A 23,795-nucleotide genomic window follows, 5' to 3' on the forward strand; every position below is an offset into this window, starting at 1 on the left:
GGCACGACTGTGTGCTTTGCAGGGCTAGTCCACACAAATAACCTAAATTATCTTGATATCATCTTCCATACTATAGCCATATCATTTATAGCATAGTCAAGAAAATCTTTAAATCCGCAAAACTCTCCGCTTTCATCTATATACATATTGTTTTCCATTCTCTTGCATCCAGAGCTGCATACTCTTTGATATTTGCAAGAACGGCATAATGTATGTTTATCATCATTTATTCTGTTTGATTTTTCATTTATAAAGTATTTTGCTTTACTGCTTGAATAAATCTGCATTAAATCATCTTCAGCTATATTTCCTATTTTATAATCATCTAAACAATAAAAGTCGCATGGAAAAACATCTCCATTGCTTTCTATTATTATTTGATTTGTACATTTGCCGTTTATACCGCAAGTCATAGGAGGATAGCCGCCGAAAAATAATGGAATGATATTGTCAAAGAACTGTATGCTGTAATAATTATTATTAAAAAAATCTTCTTTCCATAATGAAAATATTTCTTTATAGAAGTTTGAAAACTCTTTAGGTTTTATAGAATATTCCGTACTAGGTGAATTCATTTTGGATAGGCAAGGTATGAACTGAGTGTATTTAATATTTAGCTTCTTTATTTTTTTGTATATGTCTTTAGGATATTTTGATAATTCAGATGTAAGAACTGTAAGTATATTGTATTCTACATTAAACGCATCGAATAATTTTTTAGTTTCTAATACTCTGTTGTAAGTATCATTATTACTTTTATCTACTCTATAATTATCATGTATATCTTTTATTATGTCAAAAGAAAGCCCTACCAAAAAATTATTTTCTTTGAATAATTGGCACCATTTATCATCTATTAATAGTCCGTTAGTTTGTATGCTGTAATTTATATTGATATTTTTTTTATTGCTGATATTCACATAATCTATAAACGATTTAAAATATTCAAAACCGGCTACTGTAGGCTCTCCGCCCTGAAATGAAAACAATGCATTTTTATCAGCATTTTGAAGAACTTTGTCTATTATAGCTTTCATCACTTTTTCAGTCATAATGCCGTTATTTTCTATTTTTCTGTTTTTGGCTTCATCTATATAAAAGCAGTATTTACAATTTATATTACATAAAGATGATGATGGTTTGATTAAAACTGATACATTATTCATAGATTCAATATTAATACATAATTTTATAAATTTCAATATTTATAATGCTTATATATTATATAAAAAATATAAGAGATTATAAGAGAATATACCTAAACAACTATATTCTGTCAAAAATTATTTTATTAGTTTTATTATTTGTGGGGACTAGCCACACGCTGGGCAACTCCCACTTCTTTGACGAAGTCCGCAGAGCGTATGCGGCGGGAAAAAGAACAATAAAAAATTGACAAACTTAAAAATTTTCAGTATATACTTAAACAACTATATTTTGTCAAAAATAAATTTATATTTTTGTTTTTATATCTGGGGCTTTGCCCCATACCCTACTTCTTTTGTTGCCACAGGCGAAGCCCGCCTGCGGCGAGAAGCAAAAAGGCTATATTTGAACTTAAATGTAATAAATTATTTTACATGTAAGACAATTTTAGTATTATTTAGTACTAATTTTATACTTGCACTTTTTGGTTCTTTTTGCGGCGGGAAAAAGAACAACAAAAAATTGACAAACTTAAAAATTTTTAGTATATACTCCATAATCTTTATTTTTGTCAAAAAATCTATCTTTAATAATAAATATTTAAACTAAATTATGTAAAACTTTACATTTATAATTAATTTAGTATAATAAAGCTATGAGTGAAATAAAAAATATTAATGTTTTAAATGATTATTTTATGCGTTATATGTTTGCCAAAGAAGGACATGAGCGTATTTTACTTAATTTAATCAATGCGGTAAGAACAGATTACAATCAAGAGCCTTTTGAGGAAGTGAAAGTACTTAATACTTTTAATTTAAAAGAAACTATCAATGATAAGCAGTCAATTGCACCGAAGGTGGCACGCAAGGTGGACAGATGTCGCAGACGCCTTGATGTAAGAGCAGTTACAAAAAGCGGAGAAACTGTTTTAGTATAAATACAGAGGATAGGAAATCAATCATTTGTTTATAGAAGTTTATATTATTGGGCTAAATGTTATGTATCTAATTTAAGGAATAATGAAAAATATAATGATTTAAAACAGATAATAGTGATTAATATTTTGGACTTTAATTTGTTAAAAGATATTGACAAAGAACATAGCTGTTATGTAATAAAAGAGCTTGAAACCAATCATATACTTACTAATCATTTTGAAATGCATTTTCTTGAATTACAGAAATATTTATCTAGTAATTCAAATCTTAAAGAAGAATTAGATGCTTGGTTTTATTTTTTAACAATCAAAGAAAAAATAGAAAAAATGGAGGAAATTATGGATATATTAGTTAAAAAAAATCCTATAATGAAAGAAGTTTATGATGAGTATAATAAGTTTGCAGATACAAAAGATTTATTTGAAAATTATGCAGAATATGAGAAGAATTATTTTGACATACTTGCATTAAGTGAAGAGAGAATAAGAGGAAGAGAAGAAGGTATAAAAGAAACCCAAATATCAATGGCTAGAAATATGAAAAATAAGAATATGGATATAAAGCTTATTAGTGAATTAACAGGATTAAGTATAGAAGAAATAGAGAAGTTATAATACTAATTATTGCTAGCGATAAACTCGCTTAAATGTAGCTTAAAACTAAAATCATCAGCCATTGGCTTATCGATTAAAAAATTAATAAGATAATTTATATATAATTTTTATTGATAAAATATTATTAATAAAATCAAAAATGTATTAATATAAACTTATAATTCATTATATTTTTTGTATATAGTATAAAGTTTTTTTATAGGATTGAAAATGAAAGATAATAAAAACTATTATACTATAATACCTTCAGCCGTAAGATACGATAAAAGATTAAAGCCATTATCAAAATTAATTTATGGTGAAATTACAGCACTTACCAATGATAAAGGTTACTGCTGGGCTAATAATAATTACTTCGCTGAAATTTATTCTGTGAGTAAGGATACAATTTCAAGAGCAGTAAGACAGTTAGAAGAATATAATTATATAAAATGCATTTATGATAAAACTAAGCAGAATAATGAAAAAAGAAAAATATATTTAAATAAAAAATTAAGTATATCAAAAATGCCTATACGGTGTAGTAAAAATTCTACAGACGGTATAGACAAAAAAGTCGAAGATAATAATAAAGATAATAACTTAAATAATAAAGAAAGTGAATCAGATAATAAAAAAGATAATATAAATAAAATAGATAAAAAAATAAATTCTCTCTCTAATAGTTTTGATTCATTTGTTAATGAGCTTATTAATACTTTTAATTTTCTTACAGGAAGCAAAGCTATTAAATTGTATCAAGTACATTCTTTTAAAACTAAATACAAACAGGAAGAAATAAAATCTATTTTCGATGATAGAAAATTTGATTGGAAGGAATGTATTAATTTAGCCAAGCAAAAAGTTAAAGACAAAGATAATTTATCAGGTATATGGCTTGATTTTCTAAGCTATTTAAAAATTTACTTGATTAAAGGCGACAGAGAAAACACTATTAAAAGACATTACAGTAAAGAAGAATTGATAAAAAGAGAAGAGAAGATTAAAGAAATAGAGCTAATTAAAATGCAGAAGGAAAGGGAGGAGAAATTAAAATTGCTTGAAGAAGAAAAAAGACTAGGCTTTGATAAGATGACTGAAGATGAGATTATTGAGTTTACTAAAAGAAATTTGATGTTTTTGAAGCATGCTTGATTATAATAAAATCTAAAAAATATCATTAATAGTAATTGAAATAATTTTATTTTGTTATATAATATTATAAAAAATTAGGGGAGCTTAAAAGCTGAGAGTAAGTTTAATAACTTAGACCCTTATAACCTGTTGGATAATGCCAGTGTAGGGAAATATTTTATTATCGAATAAGTTTTCTAAAATTATTTTCTTTTTAATTCTTATACACTCATTATTTTCATTAAGGTTTCTCTAAAATATTAATTTATATTTAAGGAAATTTTTATGGATAATGTTTCAAATTCTGAAAGTGTTTTAAACAGTAATGATTTAGCTAATATTAAATTTAGTAAATCAATTTATTTAAAGTTTATCATACTTAGTTTTATTGGTATATTTATGCTATTTATACCAATTAAAATAGGCGATGTTAAATCAATACCTATAGATCATTTAGTAAGTTTTATAAGAAAAATTCCTTTTGTAGATCCTTACTATGGTATATTGATAACTATGTTCGGCGGTATATATCCTTTTATAAATAAGTCTTGGAATAAAAATAAAACTGAAATAGTATTTTCATTTATTAAACTTACATCAATACCGTTTATTATAATGGCATATTTTGGATTAGGACCTGCTGATTTTCATAAACCTAATATGCTTCTTTTTTCTTATAATCTGCTCACTCAAATAGCATTGATTAATAGTATAGGTTTTATATTCTTATCATTTTTGGTAGATTATGGGCTTATGTCATTTGCCGGTATATTTATGAGATGTATAATGAAGCCTATATGGAAAACTTCTGGAAGATCATCTTTAGATGCTATAGCTTCATTTGTAGGAAGTTATTCTATTGCTCTTTTAATGACAAGTAAAGTTTATAAGAAAGGTTTTTATTCTAAAAAAGAAGCCTGTATAATAGCTACAGGATTTTCTACAGTTTCAACTACTTTTATGATAGTTGTTGCTAAGATGTTTAATGTTATAGATAAATGGAATATATATTTTTTTGGTACTATGTTAATAACATTTATAGTAACTGCTATAACTGTAAGACTTTATCCGTTAAGAAATAAACCTAGCGACGGATATATGGATAAAGAGGTTGTGGAAGAGCCTATATATAGAGGAGGAAATATTTTTAAACTGGCATTGAATGAAGCTGCTGAAGTTGCCAGTCATTCAGATAGTGTGCTAAATAGTGTTGTTAAGAATCTTAAAGAAGGACTTATAGTTTCTATTTCAGTAATGCCTAATTTTATGGCTATAACATTTATAGGTCTTTTAATAGTTAATTATACTCCTGTGTTTGATGTTATAAGCTATATATTTTTACCTGTTACTAAATTGCTTGGACTTGGAGATGAGGCTTATATAGTGGCAAAGGCTTGTTCTGTTACATTAGTTGAAATGTCATGTTCTTCAAGTATTGTAATGTATACTAGTCAATTTGCTAAGTCTATTGTTGCTGTGGTATGCGTTGCTGAGATTTTATATTTTGCTGCACCTATTCCTGTAATATTGGCTGTAGGAATACCTATAAAGATAAGAGATATGATGATAATATGGGTTGAGAGAATAATACTTTCATTGTTATTCGCTGTGCCTTTTGCATATTTCTTTCTCAGTTGATAATTAGTATATAATAAGTGGGAGATTAATTATGAAATACTATATTATAGATTCTTTTGCTGACGAGGTTTTCAAAGGTAATCCTACAGCCGTTTGTATATTAGAAAAAAATATTTCTCATAAACTTATGCAAAATATTGCTATGGAGAATAATATTTCAGAAACGGTTTTCACTATAAAGAATGGAAATAATTATGATGTGTATTGGTTTACTCCGAAATGTGAAATAGATTTCTGCGGACATGCCGTACTTGCTGTGGCTTATGCTATATTAAATTTTGCTGAAAAAGAATCTAATGAGGTGAGTTTAAATACTAAAGAGGGTATATTAACTATTAGAAAAAAAGATGAACTATATGAGATGGATACTCCTAATTATGATTTAAAGCCTATAGAAATTACATCAGATATAATAGAAGCAATAGGAGGAATAAAACCTTTAGAGGCTTATATAGGACGTGATATTGTATGCGTATTAGAAGATGAAAATCAGGTTATAAATGTAAAACCCAATTTAGAAATTATAAAGAAATTAGACGGACTTTTATTTCATATAACATCTGATGTAAAATATAAAGAAAATAATCAATATGACAGCATCACTAGAACTTTCGGTCCGAAATTGGACGCAGATGAAGTTGATGTATGCGGATCTGGGCATTGTCATATTATACCTTTGCTTTCAAAGAAATTGAATAAAGATTATTTTACTGCATTTCAGGCTTCTCCAAGAACAGGAGTTTTATATTGCGATATTAAAAATAATAAATTAAAAATAGCCGGAAAGGCATGTTTATATTGTGTTTCAGAGATTTTTATTTAAATTATAAGGAGTTATAAAATGAGTACATTACAAGAAGAAATATTTAATTCAATAAAAGAAATGAAAAGTAAAAGTCCATTAGTTCATAATATTACTAATTTTGTAGTTATGCAAATTACAGCTAATGCATTGCTTGCTGTGGGAGCTTCTCCTGTGATGACATTCGAGAAAGAAGAGTTTGAAGATATGCTTTCTATTGCTTCATCGCTCGTTGTTAATATTGGTACATTGACTAAAACTTCTATTGAAGCTATGCATAAGGCTTGCGAAACAGCAAATAAAAAAAATGTTCCTTTCGTGCTTGACCCAGTGGGAGCAGGTGCTACAAAATTGAGAACTAAAACTGCTATTGATTTGATTAAAAATTATAATCCTAAAGTTGTCAGAGGAAATGCTTCTGAAATAATGGTGCTTGCCGGAGAGAGTATAAAAACTAAAGGTGTAGACAGTACTGCTAATGTTAATATGGCACTTGAGGCAGGTAAGCATTTAGCCAAAGAATATAATACAGTTGTAAGTATAAGCGGTGAAACTGATATTATAACAGACGGAAATAAAGTTTTATATGTTAGCGGAGGTTCTCCTTTAATGCCTGTTAATACTGGTATGGGATGTACATCTACTGCTATAACAGGTGCTATGCTTGCGGTTGCCGAGCCTTTGATTGCCGCTTCTTCAGCTATGTGCATAATGGCTTCAGCTGGTGAAAAAGCTTCGAAGAAATGTGAAGGTCCTGCTAGTTTTGCTGTTGCTTTTATAGATGAGCTTTATAAACTTGATATTAATGATGCTGCCAATAGGGTAAAGGAATAAATATAAATAATAGTGGGAGTTTTTTGATTAAGCAATGGGCTTGAATATATTATTTAAGTTCATTGCTTTTTCTTTTATAATTTATTTTAGTATATATAAATATTTAGAAATTATCATTATTAATGCATAAATATTATTTAAACAATGGAATTAATAAAATAACTCCATTGTTTATTTTTTATTTAGTCTTTAATTTTGGATGCCATTATATTAGCTACTATTGAACCAGATATATTATGCCATACACTAAATATTGCTCCGGGTACTGTTGCTAATGCCATTGAAGCAAAATGAGTTGCAGCAAGTGAAGTTGCAAGTCCTGAGTTTTGCATTCCGACTTCTATTGATACAGCTTTACATTTAGCATTATTTAATCTGAATAATTTTCCTAATAAATAACCAAGCAAATAACCCAAACAATTATGAAGTATAACTACTATTATAACTAAATATCCAACCTGCATTAATCTTTGTGAGTTTGCTGATACAACGGCAGCTACTATTGCTACAATAGCAAGTACTGATATTAAAGGAAGTATTTCTTTTATGCTGTTTGTAAACTTATAAAAGAATTTATTTATTATGAAGCCCAAAGCTATAGGAAGTATAACAACCTGTACTATTGATACAAACATACTAACAGCATTAACATCTACCTTTTGTCCTGCATATAATAAAGTGAGTAATGGAGTTGCAAAAGGTGCAAGTATAGTTGATACTGAAGTCATACCCACAGATAAAGCCACATCGCCTTTAGCTAAGTATGTCATAACATTTGATGAAGTTCCTCCAGGACAAGTACCTACAAGTATTACTCCTACAGCAAGTTCAGGAGGAAGTTTGAATGCAATAGAAAGAAGAAATGCAAGTAAAGGCATTATAGTAAATTGTGCTATAGCTCCTATTATGATATCTTTCGGTCTTGTGAATACCACTTTAAAATCTTCAAGCTTTAATGTAAGCCCCATACCGAACATTACTATCATCAAGAGATAGTTAACATAACTTGTCTTTATAAAGCTTACTGTCTTTGGAAAGAATAATGATACAGCAGCTACTATTAATACTATCACAGCCATATACTTACCAAAGAAATTACTTATTTGTTTTAATGTTTTCATTTTTTTATCCTTTTTATAAATTATTTATTGTTTATTATTAAAATCTTCTAAATCGATTATAGCCTTTAATATCATTTCTTTATCAACCTTATACGGACTCATATTCAAGTCTTTGCCGGCAAGGGCTACTTCCAAAGCATTATTAAGTTCTTCATCTTCTAAACTTGCTTTATTTATTCCTATATCTTTTAAGCATGTTGGAAGAGATATAGATTTATTGAATCTGAAAATATTCTCTCTTTCTTCATATTGTTTGTCCATAGTGAGAAGTAATAATATGCCATAAGATACCAATTCACCATGAAGCAAATTATCTCCTATTCTTTTTACTTTTGTAAGTCCATGATGCATGCCATGTGCTAAAGATATATGATAATCATCTTTAGCCATTACTGATGTTAAGCCCGTTGTATATATTATATGAAGTATTAGTCTATTCAAAACTTCAGTAACTTTTTTATTTTGAAAATCGTTTATAGCTTCTGAATAATGTTTTAATATATCATTAGAACAGTTTTTTATTATCTCTACTGCTAAGAAATTTTTATAATTTAAATTCTCATTTCTTGTTGAGAATAATGATTCATACTGTTTAGAAACTGCATTACCTATACCGGCTCTGAAATAATTTTCAGGTGAATTTAATATGATATCAGTATTTATAAATGTATGTAAAGGAGGCCTTTTATCACTAAACATTTTTTTGAAGCTTCCGTCATTATTATAAACAACAGAAAGACTAGTTACAGCAGCACAATTTGAAGCCAATGTAGGAAAAGTAAATATAGGCTTATTTATAGTATGTGCTAAAACTTTTGAGGTATCTAATGATCTTCCTCCTCCTACAGCAAATATCATATCAGCATCTATTACTGCTTTCTTCTCTTTGAGGAAATCAACATTTTCAAAAGTGGATTTATCTCCGTAATGGAACATTCCTGTTATGGTTATATCTTTTGTATTATTTAATATTGCCTCTATTGATGCTTGAATAGATTTTTTACCTGATATTATAACAGCTTTTTTACCATAATTTGAACATATACTATATATATCTTTATAAGCATCGCTTCCTATACTAAAGTTAGGCAGAAATAAATTTTCTATACTCATTTTTTTATCCTTTAATTAATATTATTTTTTATTATTGTTATTTACTTTTTAAGTGATAAATTAGCATCTATTTTTATACTAACTTATCACTAATAAATTTTATTCTCTTGTTCTTGCCGCCATTATATTAGCAACTATTGAACCTGATATACAATGCCATACGCTTCCTATAGCACCAGGTACAGCAGCCAAAGCCATATAAGCAAAATGTGTTGAAGCTAATGATGAAGCTAATCCTGCATTTTGCATACCAACTTCTATAGATATAGTTTTGCATTTAGCATTATTGAATTTGCATACCTTTCCTAAGAAATAGCCAAGCATATAACCTAAAGTATTATGTATTATTATTACTATAACTACCAAGTGACCAACCTGCATAAGTCTTTGAGAGTTTGCAGATACTACAGCAGCTACTATTGCCACAACTGCCACTACTGATATTAAAGGAAGTACATCTTTGAAGTGATCAACAAATTTATGAAAGAATTTATTTATTATAAATCCTAATACTATAGGAAGTATAACAACCTGAAGTATTGATATAAACATGCTAACTGCATTAACATCTATTTTTTCACCAGCATAGAGTAGGGTAAGAAGCGGAGTTGCTAAAGGTGCAAGTATAGTTGATACAGAAGTCATACCCACCGACAAAGGCACATCACCTTTAGCTAAATAGGTTATAACATTTGATGATATTCCTCCAGGACAAGTACCAACAAGTATTACGCCTATAGCAAGTTCAGGAGGAAGTCTGAAAGCTAAAGAAAGTAAAAATGCAAGTAATGGCATTATAGTGAATTGTGCTATTGCTCCTATTGCTATATCTTTTGGTCTTGTGAATAATACTTTAAAATCTTCAACTTTTAATGTTATACCCATGCAGAACATTGCTGTCATAAGAAGATAGTTAACATAAGTTGTTTTTATGAAGCTTACAGATTTTGGGAAGAATAAAGATACTGCTGCTACAACCAATACTATAACTGACATATATTTACCGAAGAAATTACTTATTTGTTTTAATGTTTTCATTTTTAATTATCCTTTTTTATAATTTTATTTATTGTTATTTATTTTGTTGTTTTTATTTTTAATATTGTTTTCAAAATTAATTTTTAATAATCATACTTTTCTCCTTTAAAAAATTTTATTTAAAATAAATTTAGTCTAAGCTTATATCAGCTATAAACTAAACGATTTTTATCCTGGCTTAAAAGATAGATATTCAAGCAGTCTGTAATATTAATTTTTTATAATGACTTTTAGATTATTAGATTAATAGTGCTTATTTGATGTTATAGAATTAAGAATAATATCTATAACATCAATTTATTTTTTAATTTTAATTATTTTAATACAGCACCAGTATTAGCAGACTGAACAAGTTTTCTATATCTTCCAAGCCAGCCTCTAATTTCTTCTAAAGGTTTAATAGGAATCTCTTTTCTTCTTTTGTCCATTTCTTCATCAGAGATTTCTAAATTGATTTTATGATTAGGAATGTCTATACTTATGATGTCATTTTCTTTTATGAATGCTATTTCTCCGCCGCTTGCAGCTTCAGGTGAAACGTGTCCTATAGATGCACCTCTTGAAGCTCCTGAGAATCTTCCGTCAGTTATCAAAGCAACATCTTTATCTAGTTTCATACCAGCAAGTGCAGAAGTAGGGTTTAACATCTCACGCATACCCGGTCCGCCTTTTGGACCTTCATATCTTATAACAACAACATCGCCTTTATTTATTTTACCGGCATATATAGCAGCTATTGCAGATTCTTCGCTGTCAAATACTCTTGCAGGTCCTTTATGTACAAGCATTTCATCAGCAACAGCAGAACGTTTAACAACGCATCCGTCTTTAGCTATATTTCCCCAAAGTATTGCTATACCGCCTGTTTTACTGTAAGGGTTTTCTATATTTCTTAAAACATTATTGTTTTTATTAACAGCATCTTTTATATTTTCAGCTATTGTTTTACCTGTAGCAGTTAATAGAGAAGTGTTTATAAATCCGCCTTTATCAAGCTCTTTCATAACAGCAGGTATTCCGCCGGCTTTGTATAAGTCTTCTATATAGTTATGTCCGGCAGGTGCTAAATGACAAAGATTAGGAGTGCGGTCGCTTACTTCATTTATGATTTTTAAGTCTAATTCTATTCCTGCCTCATTAGCTATAGCAAGTAAGTGAAGTACGCTATTTGTAGAACAGCCTAATGCCATATCAACAGCAAGTGCATTTTTGAAAGATTCAGGAGTTATTATATCTAAAGGTTTTATATCTTTTTTTAATAATTCCATAACCTGCATACCGGCTTTCTTAGCAAGTAATGTTCTAGCAGAATAAACAGCAGGTATTGTTCCGTTTCCAGGTAAAGCTATACCTAATGCCTCAGAAAGACAGTTCATACTATTAGCAGTGTACATACCGGCACAAGAACCGCAGCTAGGACAAGTATTTTGAGCAAAATCTTCTAATTCAGCATCATTTATAAGATTAGCTTTTTTAGCTCCAACAGCCTCGAATATATTTGATAAGCTTACTCTGTCATCTCCATGATCACCAGGAAGCATAGCACCACCGCTTATTACTATTCCAGGTATATTCATTCTCAAAAGTCCCATTATCATACCAGGAACTATTTTATCGCAGTTAGGAACAAGAACTACTCCGTCTAATCCATGAGCTATAACCATACTTTCAACAGAATCAGCTATTAATTCTCTTGAAGGAAGTGAATATTTCATTCCTAAATGTCCCATAGCTATTCCGTCGCAAACTCCTATTGCAGGTATAAGTATTGGAGTACCTCCTCCTATTAATACACCAGCTTTAACAGCCTGAGAAAGTTTATCAAGATGTATATGTCCAGGTACAATTTCACTATATGCAGAAATAATTCCAATCAGAGGTCTTTTTAATTCTTCATCTGTATATCCCATAGAATAGAATAAAGATCTGTTTGGTGCTCTTTCATCACCTTTTAAAACTCTATCGCTTCTTAAAGAACTATTTTCTCTGAAACCCATAATTATTTCTCCATTTAATAAAAATTGTTAAAAATATACCAATGCATTCTATTAGTAGAATGATAAAAAATCAAGCATTTTTTTTTGATTTTTATAATTAAATTTTTATATGCTTGTATTTTTTACTTTTTTATTATATATTATTTAACTGTAGGGTTTTATTTTGTAGCCTTATTAAAATATCTTTATAAAAATTTTTTTTTCTTCTGTATAAAGAATTTTAGTTGGAGTTATCAATGTTTAAAAAAGTCGGATTGAAATTTCAAATCACAGCCATTATATTAGTTCCTATTATAATAATTATTATATTAGCAAATACCATAATTATGTTGTATGTAGGTAGAATAACTAAAAATTTATCTTATAAAATATTAGAGGAAACTTCGTTAAAAGAAGCTAATAATATAAAATTTAATATAGAAAAACATCTATATAATGTTATGGGGCTTAAGGTTAATATAGAAAATATTTATAATAGAGGAATAAGAGATAGAGCAAGTTATAAACAGTTAACTTCAGTATTTTTTAATAGCCTTCCTGATGATATAAATGGTTTATCCATAGCTTTTGAACCTAATTCCTTAGATAATGATGCAGATTATACCAATTCAGAATATATAGCTGCTAATGGAAGATTTAATTATTATATATCGAGAAACGGAGAAGCATATTTAGGTTTAGATACTTTTAATGTAGATTATTATACAGAACCTAAAAGAACAGGGTCTGTATATGTATCTGGGGTTTATAATTCTACAGTTAATACTGATACAGTATTATTTACATTATGTATTCCTATAATGCCTAATAATAAATTTATAGGCGTTATTTATGTTGATATATTTGTTGATTCTGTTGTTGCTTTATTAGGAAATATTAATATATTTGAAGATACAACTGTTGCCTTATATGATCAAAATGGACTTGTAGTATATGATAGTTATAATATGGATAATGTATCTAAAAATGTTTATGAAGTATATCCTCATTATGAAGATTATAATGTTTTAGATAATATTAAAAATGGTAAATCATTAATGATAGAGGGATATAGTGATGTTTCTAAGGAAAGTCTTTTATATGCATTTACACCAATAGAGATATCTAAAGGTGTTTATTGGTTTTTAGAATTAGCTTCTTCAAAAAATGTAGTATTGAAGGATAGTATTGTTATGAGAAATGTTCTTCTTATAATTTTGATTTTGATAATTGTTGTACTATTCTTAATTATTCCATATATTATAGGAAGAAAGGTTTCAAATATAATAAATGAATTATCTAGAGATATTTTAGCTATGGCTGAAGGTGATTTAACTAGAGAAATACCTAAAGGATTTGAAAAAAGAAGTGATGAATGGGGCGATATAGCAAGAGGCTGGGATAAGGCTATGAAAAATTTTAATAATGTAATAAATACTGTTAAAAATTCAGCAGAGCAAGTTTCTACAGCAGCAAATGAAGTTTTAATAGGAAATAATGATTTATCACAAAGAACAGAATCTCAAGCCTCTAGTTTGGAAGAGACAGCAGCATCTATGAATGAAATGGCTAGTGCTATTAAAGAATCTGCTGAAAATGTATCTACTAGTACAAATATGGTATCAGAAGCTAAAGAACATTTAATCAAGGCTGGTAATATTGTAGAGGATAGTGTAAGCAAGATGAATGATGTTTATGAGTCTAGTAATAAAATTATGGATATTACTAAACTTATAGAAGGAATTGCATTTCAGACAAATATACTTGCTTTGAATGCCTCTGTAGAAGCAGCACGTGCCGGAGATCAGGGAAGAGGTTTTGCTGTTGTTGCAAGCGAGGTAAGAAATCTAGCACAAACTACGCAGGAATCAGTAAAAAATATTACTTCATTGATAACAGACAGTAATGAAAAAATAAATTTAGCTGCTAAGAGTGTTCAAGAGTCAAAAGAAATATTCGATGAAATTTCAGATAAAATGGACAAGGCTTCATCTTTGATGGATAGAATAAATATAGCTGCTCAGGAACAAGAAAAAGGAATAGAGCAAATCAATATAGCTATAAGTAATATGGATGGTGCTGTTCAAAAAAATGCTGCTTTAGTTACTGAGGCTACTTCTGCTTCTGAATCATTACTTAGTGAGGCTAATGAATTAGTGAGATCTATAGAGTATTTCAAATTAAAATTCTAATTTAAATATAATTGTTATATATGTTTCATAATATCCTGATGCTGTATTAAAAAATATAGTATTAGGATATTTTTATAATGTAAATATATTGTTTTAAATGTTAGAGTAGTATAAAATAATGTTAGATAAATCTAAAAAAGGAGTTTATTATGCCTATAATAAAAGAAGAAACAGTAAAATTATTAAATGATCATTTAAATGAAGAGCATTATTCAGCAAATCTTTATTTTAATATGGCTGGTTGGTGTGAGAAGCAGGGGCTTAAAGGATGCAGTAAATTTTTATATAACCATTCATCAGAAGAGCATACTCATTTAGAAAAATTTAGAGAATATATTAATAAAGCCGGAGGTCAAGCTATAATGGGAGAGATGAAAGCTCCTGAATGTAACTTTCATTCTGTGGCAGAGTTATTTGAGAAAGTAATTAAGCATGAAGAGTATATTACTAATTGCATCAATAAATTAGTTGGTATAGCAATGGATAATAAAGATTATGTAACATTGAAGTTTTTGGAATGGTTTGTTGAAGAACAGCTTGAGGAAGAAGAACTATTTAATGATATTATCAAAAAAATAAAAATCCTAGGAGATTTAGAAGGAAGAAATCTCTATACATTTGATAAGTTTGTAGGTAATTTAGATACTCAGGAACATAACTCATAAGCTTTAATATATAGCATTTTAATATACTGCCTATTTCATGATTTTTATTAATAAATTATGAAATAGGTATTTTTGATGATATTATAAATTAAAGCATTAATATAACTTCTTAATACATTATTTAAATTTGTCTTTTATTTCATAATAATATATATTATTTTCTAATAAAATTTTTTAATTCAATGAAAGCTATAATATTTTTATTTTGTATAAACTCTAATATAGTATAATCTTGTTTTTGTAAATAAGTTTATGTAATTATAATAATTTAATAAAAAGGAAATAATAGTGAGTAATAGTTTTGATGAAAAAATAAAACCTTTCTTTTTTGTAGAGCATGAAAATACTGCTTCTCTTTGTCTTAATGTAGGAGAGTATAAATCAGAAATATTTGAAGAAAGAGAAGATGAAGGATTTGAAGGCGGCGGATATGATTGGCAGTCTTTAGCTTTAGTATTTTTAAATGAAAAAGTTCCAGAATTAATAGATGTTATTGATTTTGATTCTGAAGCAAGTATGTTCTGTGCTTATAGCAGTGATATTGAAGCATTAAAGAAATTTGCTTTATCTTTTAAAGAGGCATGCGAAGACGATAAATTAATAAGAGATCTATTCTCAAGGGCTGAACTTGATTAATATAATATCTTTTATTACACTATTAACTATAAAAAATTAAAGGAACAGTATTATGAATATAATAGAAGAAATTAATGAATTACATGAAAATGATGAACATGAAAAAATTATTGATATTATAACTGAAATTCCAGAAGATGAAAGAAGTGCAGAACTTTTTAGTTTGCTTGCCAGAGCTTATAATAATATAGAAAAGTATGATAAAGCATTGGACAATTTAATGTATATAAGAGAAGAAGGCATTGATGATGCTTTATGGAATTATAGGGTAGGTTATGCTTATTATTATAAAGGCGATAAAGAAAATGCAGAGATGTATTTTAAAAAGGCTTATGATTTAAATAATGATGATACAGATGCTTATAATTTTTATGTGCTATGTTCTGAAGATAAAGATGATGGAATAAATTTTGAAGAGAGAGTTGATAGGTTTTGGAAATGGTTTGAGGAAAATGAAAAAGTTATATCTGATTTTATAGAGCAAAAATCTTATATGTCATCAGATGAAATAATTGAATTTATTTCTAATGGTGTAGCTTTAATATCAAACAATTTGCAGTTTGTTTTCGGTGGTAATTATGAGTTTACATTTACTGTAGAGGGCAAAGAATATTTATTTTATTTTACACCTAGAATAGTTGCTGCTATGCCTGAGAAATTAAAAAGTAAATGGAAGTTCTTTCCTTATATGCAAAAACAAGATATAGCTAACTCTAATTTTAGAATGTATAATAAAGATTTAAGCTTTAAAGAAATTTTGGTATATTCTGAATATGATGAAGATACCAATTTCTTCAATTTGAAATTCTATAATAAAAAATTAAATGAATTAGAAGAAGATTATGCATACAATGCTTTTTATATAATGCTTGAACATGCTGTAGGCGAGAATATATCCAAATTATATTTATTGGGAAATATTGAAAAAGCAGATAAAAAACTTAATGGTATGATAGAGCTTACAAAACTTTATGACTTTATAATGGAAACTCTAAAAAATAAAAATAAGGATATTATTCTAGACCCTATAAATAGATATACAGTTTATGAGTGTAAGCCTACAGATAATTTTTTCAGAGAAGATATATTTATGGGGAATACATGCTATATGGAACTTATAGATGATTATGTTAATTACAATATAGATGCTATTGTTAATATTTCCAAAATGGGAGCAAGGGCTGTATATTTGACTTATGCATTTTCAGATAATAAAGATAATGATTTTAATGATGAAAATATAAATCAAAAACTCTTTGATGAAAGAAATAATATTTCAGATGAGCTTGAAAGCATGATGGGTGAGAAAGGAAGTGGTAAAGAAATAGGTATTGTGTTAGGCAGTGCTTTTGGAATACTATGCGGATATATAGACTTACTTTTATACAATCAAGATGAGTTTATAAAAAGAGCTGAAGAAGTATTAAAAAAATACAATTATAAATTTAAATTATTGAGATTCAGACAATATTCGGAAGTTATAAAGACATTTAATGATTAATTAAATAAGAAATAGTAATGTGCTTTTTTAGTGCATTGCTATTTTTTTAATAATTAATTGTATATTAAAAATATATTATTTGTATATAAGTAATTTTCAAAAATCATAATTTCCAGCTTTACTAAAAGTTCATTTCTATTTTTAGTTTGTACTTGTTTTTTATTATAAATTAATTATCATGTTAAATATTTTTTAATATTTAAGGAGTATTTCATTATGGAAAAAATAAATTTGGCAAAAGCATCATTAATTACTTCTCCAAATCCTGTGGCATTAGTATGCATTAATAAACCTGATGGAGAAACTAATGTTACTGCAGTATCTTGGTATACTTATTTATCTTATAATCCAAGTATGATAGCTTATGCAATGGCTAAAGATTCTTATGGCGGCGAGTTAGTTCGTGAAAATAAAAAAGTGATAATTACGATTCCTAGTGAAAATATTAAAGAAATTGTAGTAGGATGCGGTATGTATAGCGGAAGAGATATTGATAAAATAAGAAACTTGGGGATAAAAATGCATAGTATACCTACAAGCGATATAAAAATTCCTCTTCATAGTGCTGCTGCTATACAGTGTAATTTAAAAGAATTTATTCAAACTGGAGATCATTATTTATATATATGCGATGTTGAAGAAGTATATGCAGATTATAAAGAAAAACCTGTATTTGCTTGGGAGGGCTATGCTAAAATAGCCGCTGCTAAAGAGGCATAATAATTATTTATTAAAATATTAATTATTTTATTTAGTAAGACAATAATAAAAAAGCCGTTAGCATATATTAAATAAAATATATACTAACGGCAATTATCATTTTATTAAATAAAATTAAACTAAACCGTAAGGAATCATAATATCGGCAACTTTAACAAATCCTGCTATATTAGCACCTTTCAAATAATCACCTTTGAATCCGTACTCTTCAGCAGTTTGATAACAAGTATTGTGAATATTAGTCATAATATTTTTAAGTTTGTTATCAGTATAATCAAAATCCCATCTATCCATAGAAGCATTTTGCTGCATCTCTAAAGCAGAAGTAGCAACACCTCCAGCATTTGTAGCTTTACCAGGAGCATAAAGAATACCAGCTTTTTGGAACACTTCAACAGCTTCAGGAGTAGCAGGCATATTAGCTCCTTCAGTAACAGATATACATCCGTTTTTAACTAATGTTTCAGCACTTTTAGCATCAAGCTCATTTTGAGTAGCACAAGGCAAAGCGATATCGCAAGCAATGTCCCAAATGTTTCCATTTTCCATATATTTAGCAGAAGAATGAGCATTAACATACTCTTTAATTCTTTTTCTTTCTACTTCTTTTAATCTTTTTACAGTATCTAAATTGATACCGTTTTCATCATAAATAACTCCGTTAGAGTCAGAACAAGCAACAACTTTAGCACCTAATTGAGTAGCTTTCTGCATTGCATATATAGCAACGTTACCAGAACCTGAAACTATTACTTTTTTACCTTCAAAACCATTTTTGCCGTTAGTTTTAAGCATAAGGTCAGTGAAGTATACAAGTCCGTAACCAGTAGCTTCAGTACGAGCTAAAGAACCGCCGTAACCTAAGCCTTTACCTGTTAATACGCCAGGTTCAAATCTATTTTTAAGTCTTTTGTATTGACCGAATAAATATCCAATTTCTCTAGCACCAACTCCTATATCACCAGCAGGTACGTCTATATCATATCCTATATGTCTTTGAAGCTCAGTCATGAAACTTTGGCAGAAACGCATAACTTCATTATCGCTTTTTCCTTTAGGATCAAAATCAGAACCTCCTTTACCGCCGCCTATAGGTAAACCAGTTAAAGCATTCTTAAATATTTGTTCAAAACTTAAGAATTTGATGATACCTAAATAAACAGATGGGTGAAAGCGAAGTCCTCCTTTGTATGGTCCTATAACGCTTGAGAATTGTACACGGAAACCTCTGTTTACATGTATTTCTCCTTTATCATCCATCCAAGAAACTCTGAACATAATTTGTCTTTCAGGTTCGCATATTCTTTCTATAATCTTTTGTTCAATATAATGAGGCTTTTTCTTCAATACAACTTCTAAGGTGCTTAACACTTCTTTCACTGCTTGGTGAAATTCAGCTTCACCAGGATTTCTTTTTACTATTTTGTTGTAAATGGCTTCTAATTGTTCGTTCATTTGAGAAGACATAAATTAATCTCCTTTTTTATTTTTTTAATTGTTGGAAAGTATTATATACTAAATAGTATTATTGTCAATAGTAATGTTACCGGTTTTTTGTCAATATTATTATTTTTTTTTAACAAATTTATAATTTTTATATAAAAAATTGAAATATAGTTTAAAATGTAGTATTTTTAAAGAAATAATTAAGGAATATATTATGAATAAAGAAAAATATAAACCAAAAACAAAAGATGAATTAATAGATTTGATAGAAAGAAAAATAAAGTTTGATAGAATAGATACAAGTCTTATAACAGATATGTCAGGATTATTTGAAAATTCTATATTAAGAAATTTTAAAGGCATTGAAACTTGGGACACTTCAAAAGTAACAGATATGAGTTCAATGTTTTGCAGTACTAAAAGCTTTAATCATGATATATCTAATTGGAATGTTTCTAAAGTTAAGAATATGAGTAATATGTTTTGTCTTGCGGAAAAATTTAATCAGCCTTTGAATAGCTGGGATGTTTCTAATGTTTCAAATATGGAAAATATGTTTAGGATTTCGAGAGTATTTAATCAGCCTTTAGATAATTGGAATGTGAGTAAAGTAAAAAATATTGATGGTATGTTTTGGGTTGCTGATAGTTTTAATCAGAATTTAGATTCTTGGGTTTTGGCAAAAAATGCAAATATGTATATGTCTTTCTACTGCTCTGCCATGCAGGATAATACTCCAATTTGGTATAAAAGCTAGTAATAAATAATAAGTATTGAGTTGGTATTGAAAATGGACAAAATAGAAGACTGTAATTTATTTATGATGTGCAAATCAATTAATAAAAATGCATTATCAAATATTCCTAATGGTTATCATATAAGAAATTGCAAAAGAGATGAATTAAATTTGTGGTTTGAATTCCCATTTGATAATGATGAGGATAAGAAAAATTATAGAAGTTTTATGGAGCAGTATTTCAAAGATGTGTATGGAAGTAATGAAGAATTATTTTTTGAGAAATGCTTATTTATTTGTGATGAGAAAGATACTCCTATAGGAACATGCTTTCCTTGGAAGGCTTATAATCTTATAACTACTATACATTGGTTTAAAGTAAAAAAAGAATATGAAGGGCAGGGTATAGGAAGGGCTTTAATTTCTTATGTTATTAATTCTATAGATAAAAAAGACTTTCCAATATTTCTACATACTCAGGCTGGAAGTTTTAGAGCCATTAAACTATACAGTGATTTAGGTTTTATTTTGCTTACCGATAAAAAAATAGGATATAGAGAAAATCATTTAAATATTGCATTGCCTTATTTGAAAGAGAAAATGCATTTAGAAGATTATAATAAATTAAAGTTTGATGAAGCTGATAAAGAGTTTTTATATGCTGTAAGCACTTCTGCAATAAATCAGTTTTAATTAAAAAATATTGATTCTTTATGTATTAATAAAAATAAATAAAAAAGCATTAATATGAATATTTAAACTTTCTATACTAAATATTATTAATTTGTAAATATATTGTATATTATTTTTATATAAAACGATATAAATGTTACAATTTGTTAACATAATAATTTATTTTGATTGACTTTTTAGCTATTTATGATATTCTAAGCACTCCTAGTTTTATAAAATTTATAGGATATAAATATGCTTCTAACATTATCTTTTTATTTAGTCGGCGGGTTCGGACTTTTTATGTATGGTCTTAAGGTTTTTTCAGACGGACTTCAGGAAAGTACAGAAAACGCATTAAAAGATATACTTCATAAAGTGACTCAGAATAAGATCTTAGGGATATCATTAGGATTTCTTATAACTGCTATAGTTCAGTCGAGTAGTGCTGTTACGGTAATGACGGTAAGTTTTGTAAATGCCAACTTGCTTACTTTATCGCAGGCTATTAATATAATATTAGGAGCAAATATAGGTACTACCGTTACAGGTTGGATAATATCATTAAATATAGATGTGCTTGCATTGCCTTCTCTTGGTATAGGTTCTATAATAGTAATATTCGGTTCTGAAAATAGAAAGCTAAGATTTTTCGGTGAAATACTGATGGGATTCGGTATGATATTCTATGGACTTATACTTATGAAAACAGCTTTTGAAGGCGTAAGAGGTTCAGAAGATTTTGAAAAAGTATTTTTGATGGCTAATGCTGACACTATGTATGGAAGATTCTTATGCGTAGTTATAGGTATGGTTGTAACAGCTATAATACAGTCTAGTAGTGCTGCTTTAGGTGTTACTATATCATTGGCCTCAGTTGGTTTAATAGATTATCCTACAGGTGTTGCCTTGATATTAGGACAAAACATCGGTACAACAATCACAGCAGTTTTAGCTACTCTTGGAGCTTCAACTAATGCTAAAAGAGCAGCTTTAGTACACTGTTTATTCAATATATTCGGTGTTGTATATATGTTCTTCCTATTCCCATACTATATAAAAATAGTTGACATAATTGTAGGATTTATGAATATTGGAGATCCTAATCTTGTAGTAAACAATAAATATGTAAATATATCATTCTATATAGCAGCTGCACATACTATGTTTAATATTATAAACGTTATAGTATTTTATTTCTTAACAGAAAAATTAGAGAAAATAGTTTGCATTATCATTAAAGATAAAGAAGATGAAAAACATGTCAGTGTTCTTTCTGATAAACTTCTTAATATGCCTGTTTCTGCTGAAATAGAAGTAAGAAAAGAAGTAACATATATGGGTGATATTGCTAAGAAAATGCTTGCAAGAATAGAGCAATTATTTGATAGTCCAAGCGAAAGACTTCTTACAAAGATAAGAGATCATGAAAAAATGCTGGATAATACTGATCAGGAAATTCATGCCTTTTTATTAAAATTATTGGGAAAAAACACTTTAAATTCAGCTAATATTGCTTCTCTTATAAATATAAGCACATATTATGAGAATTTAGGCGATAATTTAAAAGACTTAGGAAAAGCTATCATTAAAGGAAGCGAAAAGAAAACATTATTTAATGAAACTCAAAAAGAAGATATAATAAAAATGCTTCATAATAATAAAGATTTTATAGATTATTTATCAGGATTAATACTTCAATATTATTCTCTAAATAAAGAAAAGACTTATGATGAGGCTATGGAAAAGTATCATCAGATTAAAGGTTTTTATTATGAAGCTAGAGAAAGACATTATGATAATGTTGATAAATCATTAATACCTGCTTTAAATGCGCATTTATACGGGGATGTATTAGTGTATTTTAACCGTTCTATAGGAAACTTAGTTAATATAGTAGAGGCAATAACAGGAAAAGATAAATAAAATTTTTTTGGGGGGGATTTTGAAAAAAGTATATATTGCAGGACATAAAGGTTTAGTAGGAAGTGCTATAGACAGAGTTCTTACTAAAAATGGTTATAATAATATATTAAGAAAGACACATTCAGAATTAGATTTAAGAGACAGAGAAAAAGTATTTAATTTTTTTGAGAAAGAAAAACCTCAGTGGGTATTTTTATCAGCTGCTAAAGTAGGCGGAATATATGCCAATAATACATATCCGGTTGATTTTCTTTTATATAATCTTCAAATACAGAATAATATAATAGAAGCATCACATAAATATAATGTTGAAAAATTAATGTTCTTAGGATCAAGCTGTATATATCCTAAGGAATGTCCTCAGCCTATAAAAGAAGAATATTTACTTTCAGGATATTTAGAAAGTACAAATAGACCTTATGCTTTAGCTAAAATAGCAGGTATAGAATTATGCGATGCTTATAATAGACAATACAATACTGATTATATAGCTGTAATGCCATGTAATCTTTATGGTATAAATGATAATTATCATCCTGAAAATGCTCATGTTATACCAATGCTTATTAGAAGATTTCATGAGGCTAAAATAAATAATTTGAAAGAAACAACTATTTGGGGAAGCGGTACTCCTTTAAGAGAATTTATGTTTTCTGATGATTTAGCTGAAGCTTGTCTTTATTTGATGGAAAATAAGAGTCATAAAGATATAGGAAAGTTTATAAACATAGGTTCAGGAAAAGAAGTTACAATTAAAGAATTAGCAGAGTTAATAAAAAAAGTAATAGGCTTTGAAGGAAATATAGTATTGGACAGTTCTAAACCGGATGGTACTATGAGAAAATTACTCGATGTATCAAAAATTAATTCTTTGGGTTGGAAGTATAAAACAGAGCTTGAAGAAGGTTTAAAAATAGCTTATAACGATTTTTTAAAAAATTATAATAAATAATAGGAATATGAAG

At 28.1% G+C, this 23,795-nt stretch carries 19 protein-coding genes, 1 pseudogene and 1 riboswitch; of the genes and pseudogenes, 14 read left to right on the forward strand and 6 right to left on the reverse strand.

The features are described 5' to 3' along the window. Positions 1–47 precede the first annotated feature (47 nt). Entirely contained in the window at positions 48–1,202 is a 1,155-nt protein-coding gene (locus BRSU_RS04175) for a radical SAM/SPASM domain-containing protein (RefSeq protein ID WP_245158047.1), read from the reverse strand. 599 nt (positions 1,203–1,801) lie between these two features. On the opposite strand from BRSU_RS04175, the pseudogene BRSU_RS04180 reads away from it, so the two are divergent. From BRSU_RS04180 to thiM, 5 genes and pseudogenes are all read left to right on the forward strand, one after another. Further along, positions 1,802–2,701 (forward strand): annotated as a pseudogene (locus BRSU_RS04180) (Rpn family recombination-promoting nuclease/putative transposase). 210 nt (positions 2,702–2,911) lie between these two features. Beyond that, a complete protein-coding gene (locus BRSU_RS04185) occupies positions 2,912–3,835 on the forward strand; it encodes a helix-turn-helix domain-containing protein (protein ID WP_048593970.1) in 924 nt (307 codons plus the stop codon). A 66-nt stretch (positions 3,836–3,901) separates the two neighbouring features. Then, positions 3,902–4,003: riboswitch (TPP riboswitch) on the forward strand. Positions 4,004–4,099: 96 nt separating this feature from the next. Then, positions 4,100–5,452, forward strand: coding sequence for a YjiH family protein (locus BRSU_RS04190; protein ID WP_048593971.1), 1,353 nt, complete (start codon positions 4,100–4,102; stop codon positions 5,450–5,452). A gap of 31 nt (positions 5,453–5,483) precedes the next feature. Then, complete coding sequence (locus BRSU_RS04195; RefSeq protein WP_048593972.1) at positions 5,484–6,275, forward strand: PhzF family phenazine biosynthesis protein; 792 nt, start codon at positions 5,484–5,486, stop codon at positions 6,273–6,275. Between the two features lie 18 nt (positions 6,276–6,293). Then, positions 6,294–7,088, forward strand: coding sequence for a hydroxyethylthiazole kinase (gene thiM / locus BRSU_RS04200; protein WP_048593974.1), 795 nt, complete (start codon positions 6,294–6,296; stop codon positions 7,086–7,088). Between the two features lie 182 nt (positions 7,089–7,270). Here the strand turns inward: thiM and BRSU_RS04205 are convergent, their stop codons facing one another. From BRSU_RS04205 to ilvD, 4 genes are all read right to left on the reverse strand, one after another. Continuing rightward, positions 7,271–8,209: a bile acid:sodium symporter family protein gene (locus BRSU_RS04205; RefSeq protein ID WP_048593975.1), complete on the reverse strand. Its 939-nt coding sequence runs from the start codon at positions 8,207–8,209 to the stop codon at positions 7,271–7,273. 24 nt (positions 8,210–8,233) lie between these two features. Continuing rightward, a complete protein-coding gene (locus tag BRSU_RS04210; protein ID WP_048593977.1) occupies positions 8,234–9,322 on the reverse strand; it encodes an iron-containing alcohol dehydrogenase family protein in 1,089 nt (362 codons plus the stop codon). A gap of 99 nt (positions 9,323–9,421) precedes the next feature. After that, complete coding sequence (locus BRSU_RS04215) at positions 9,422–10,360, reverse strand: bile acid:sodium symporter family protein (protein WP_048593979.1); 939 nt, start codon at positions 10,358–10,360, stop codon at positions 9,422–9,424. A 314-nt stretch (positions 10,361–10,674) separates the two neighbouring features. Continuing rightward, positions 10,675–12,357: a dihydroxy-acid dehydratase gene (gene ilvD, locus BRSU_RS04220; protein ID WP_048593981.1), complete on the reverse strand. Its 1,683-nt coding sequence runs from the start codon at positions 12,355–12,357 to the stop codon at positions 10,675–10,677. Between the two features lie 236 nt (positions 12,358–12,593). Between ilvD and BRSU_RS04225 the strand changes: the two genes are divergently transcribed. From BRSU_RS04225 to BRSU_RS04245, 5 genes are all read left to right on the forward strand, one after another. Beyond that, on the forward strand, positions 12,594–14,528 hold the full coding sequence (locus BRSU_RS04225; RefSeq protein ID WP_048593982.1) for a methyl-accepting chemotaxis protein: 1,935 nt from the start codon (positions 12,594–12,596) through the stop codon (positions 14,526–14,528). A gap of 149 nt (positions 14,529–14,677) precedes the next feature. Next, positions 14,678–15,193, forward strand: coding sequence for a ferritin (locus tag BRSU_RS04230; RefSeq protein ID WP_048593984.1), 516 nt, complete (start codon positions 14,678–14,680; stop codon positions 15,191–15,193). Between the two features lie 288 nt (positions 15,194–15,481). Further along, positions 15,482–15,829: an immunity 51 family protein gene (locus BRSU_RS04235; protein WP_083997861.1), complete on the forward strand. Its 348-nt coding sequence runs from the start codon at positions 15,482–15,484 to the stop codon at positions 15,827–15,829. Positions 15,830–15,881: 52 nt separating this feature from the next. Then, a complete protein-coding gene (locus BRSU_RS04240) occupies positions 15,882–17,330 on the forward strand; it encodes a tetratricopeptide repeat protein (protein WP_048593988.1) in 1,449 nt (482 codons plus the stop codon). 216 nt (positions 17,331–17,546) lie between these two features. Next, a complete protein-coding gene (locus BRSU_RS04245) occupies positions 17,547–18,050 on the forward strand; it encodes a flavin reductase family protein (protein ID WP_048593990.1) in 504 nt (167 codons plus the stop codon). A 114-nt stretch (positions 18,051–18,164) separates the two neighbouring features. On the opposite strand, the gene gdhA is transcribed toward BRSU_RS04245, so the two are convergent. After that, positions 18,165–19,517: an NADP-specific glutamate dehydrogenase gene (gdhA, locus tag BRSU_RS04250; protein ID WP_048593992.1), complete on the reverse strand. Its 1,353-nt coding sequence runs from the start codon at positions 19,515–19,517 to the stop codon at positions 18,165–18,167. A gap of 193 nt (positions 19,518–19,710) precedes the next feature. Between gdhA and BRSU_RS04255 the strand changes: the two genes are divergently transcribed. From BRSU_RS04255 to BRSU_RS04270, 4 genes are all read left to right on the forward strand, one after another. Beyond that, positions 19,711–20,253 carry a BspA family leucine-rich repeat surface protein gene (locus tag BRSU_RS04255; protein WP_048593994.1) on the forward strand — a complete coding sequence of 181 codons (543 nt, stop codon included), beginning with the start codon at positions 19,711–19,713 and terminating at the stop codon, positions 20,251–20,253. A 33-nt stretch (positions 20,254–20,286) separates the two neighbouring features. Continuing rightward, complete coding sequence (locus BRSU_RS04260) at positions 20,287–20,925, forward strand: GNAT family N-acetyltransferase (protein ID WP_048593996.1); 639 nt, start codon at positions 20,287–20,289, stop codon at positions 20,923–20,925. Between the two features lie 234 nt (positions 20,926–21,159). Beyond that, complete coding sequence (locus BRSU_RS04265) at positions 21,160–22,830, forward strand: Na/Pi cotransporter family protein (RefSeq protein ID WP_048593998.1); 1,671 nt, start codon at positions 21,160–21,162, stop codon at positions 22,828–22,830. Between the two features lie 19 nt (positions 22,831–22,849). Next, positions 22,850–23,782, forward strand: coding sequence for a GDP-L-fucose synthase family protein (locus BRSU_RS04270; protein WP_048594000.1), 933 nt, complete (start codon positions 22,850–22,852; stop codon positions 23,780–23,782). Positions 23,783–23,795 lie beyond the last annotated feature (13 nt).

Source organism: Brachyspira suanatina, from assembly GCF_001049755.1.
Taxonomy (GTDB): Bacteria; Spirochaetota; Brachyspiria; order Brachyspirales; family Brachyspiraceae; genus Brachyspira; species Brachyspira suanatina.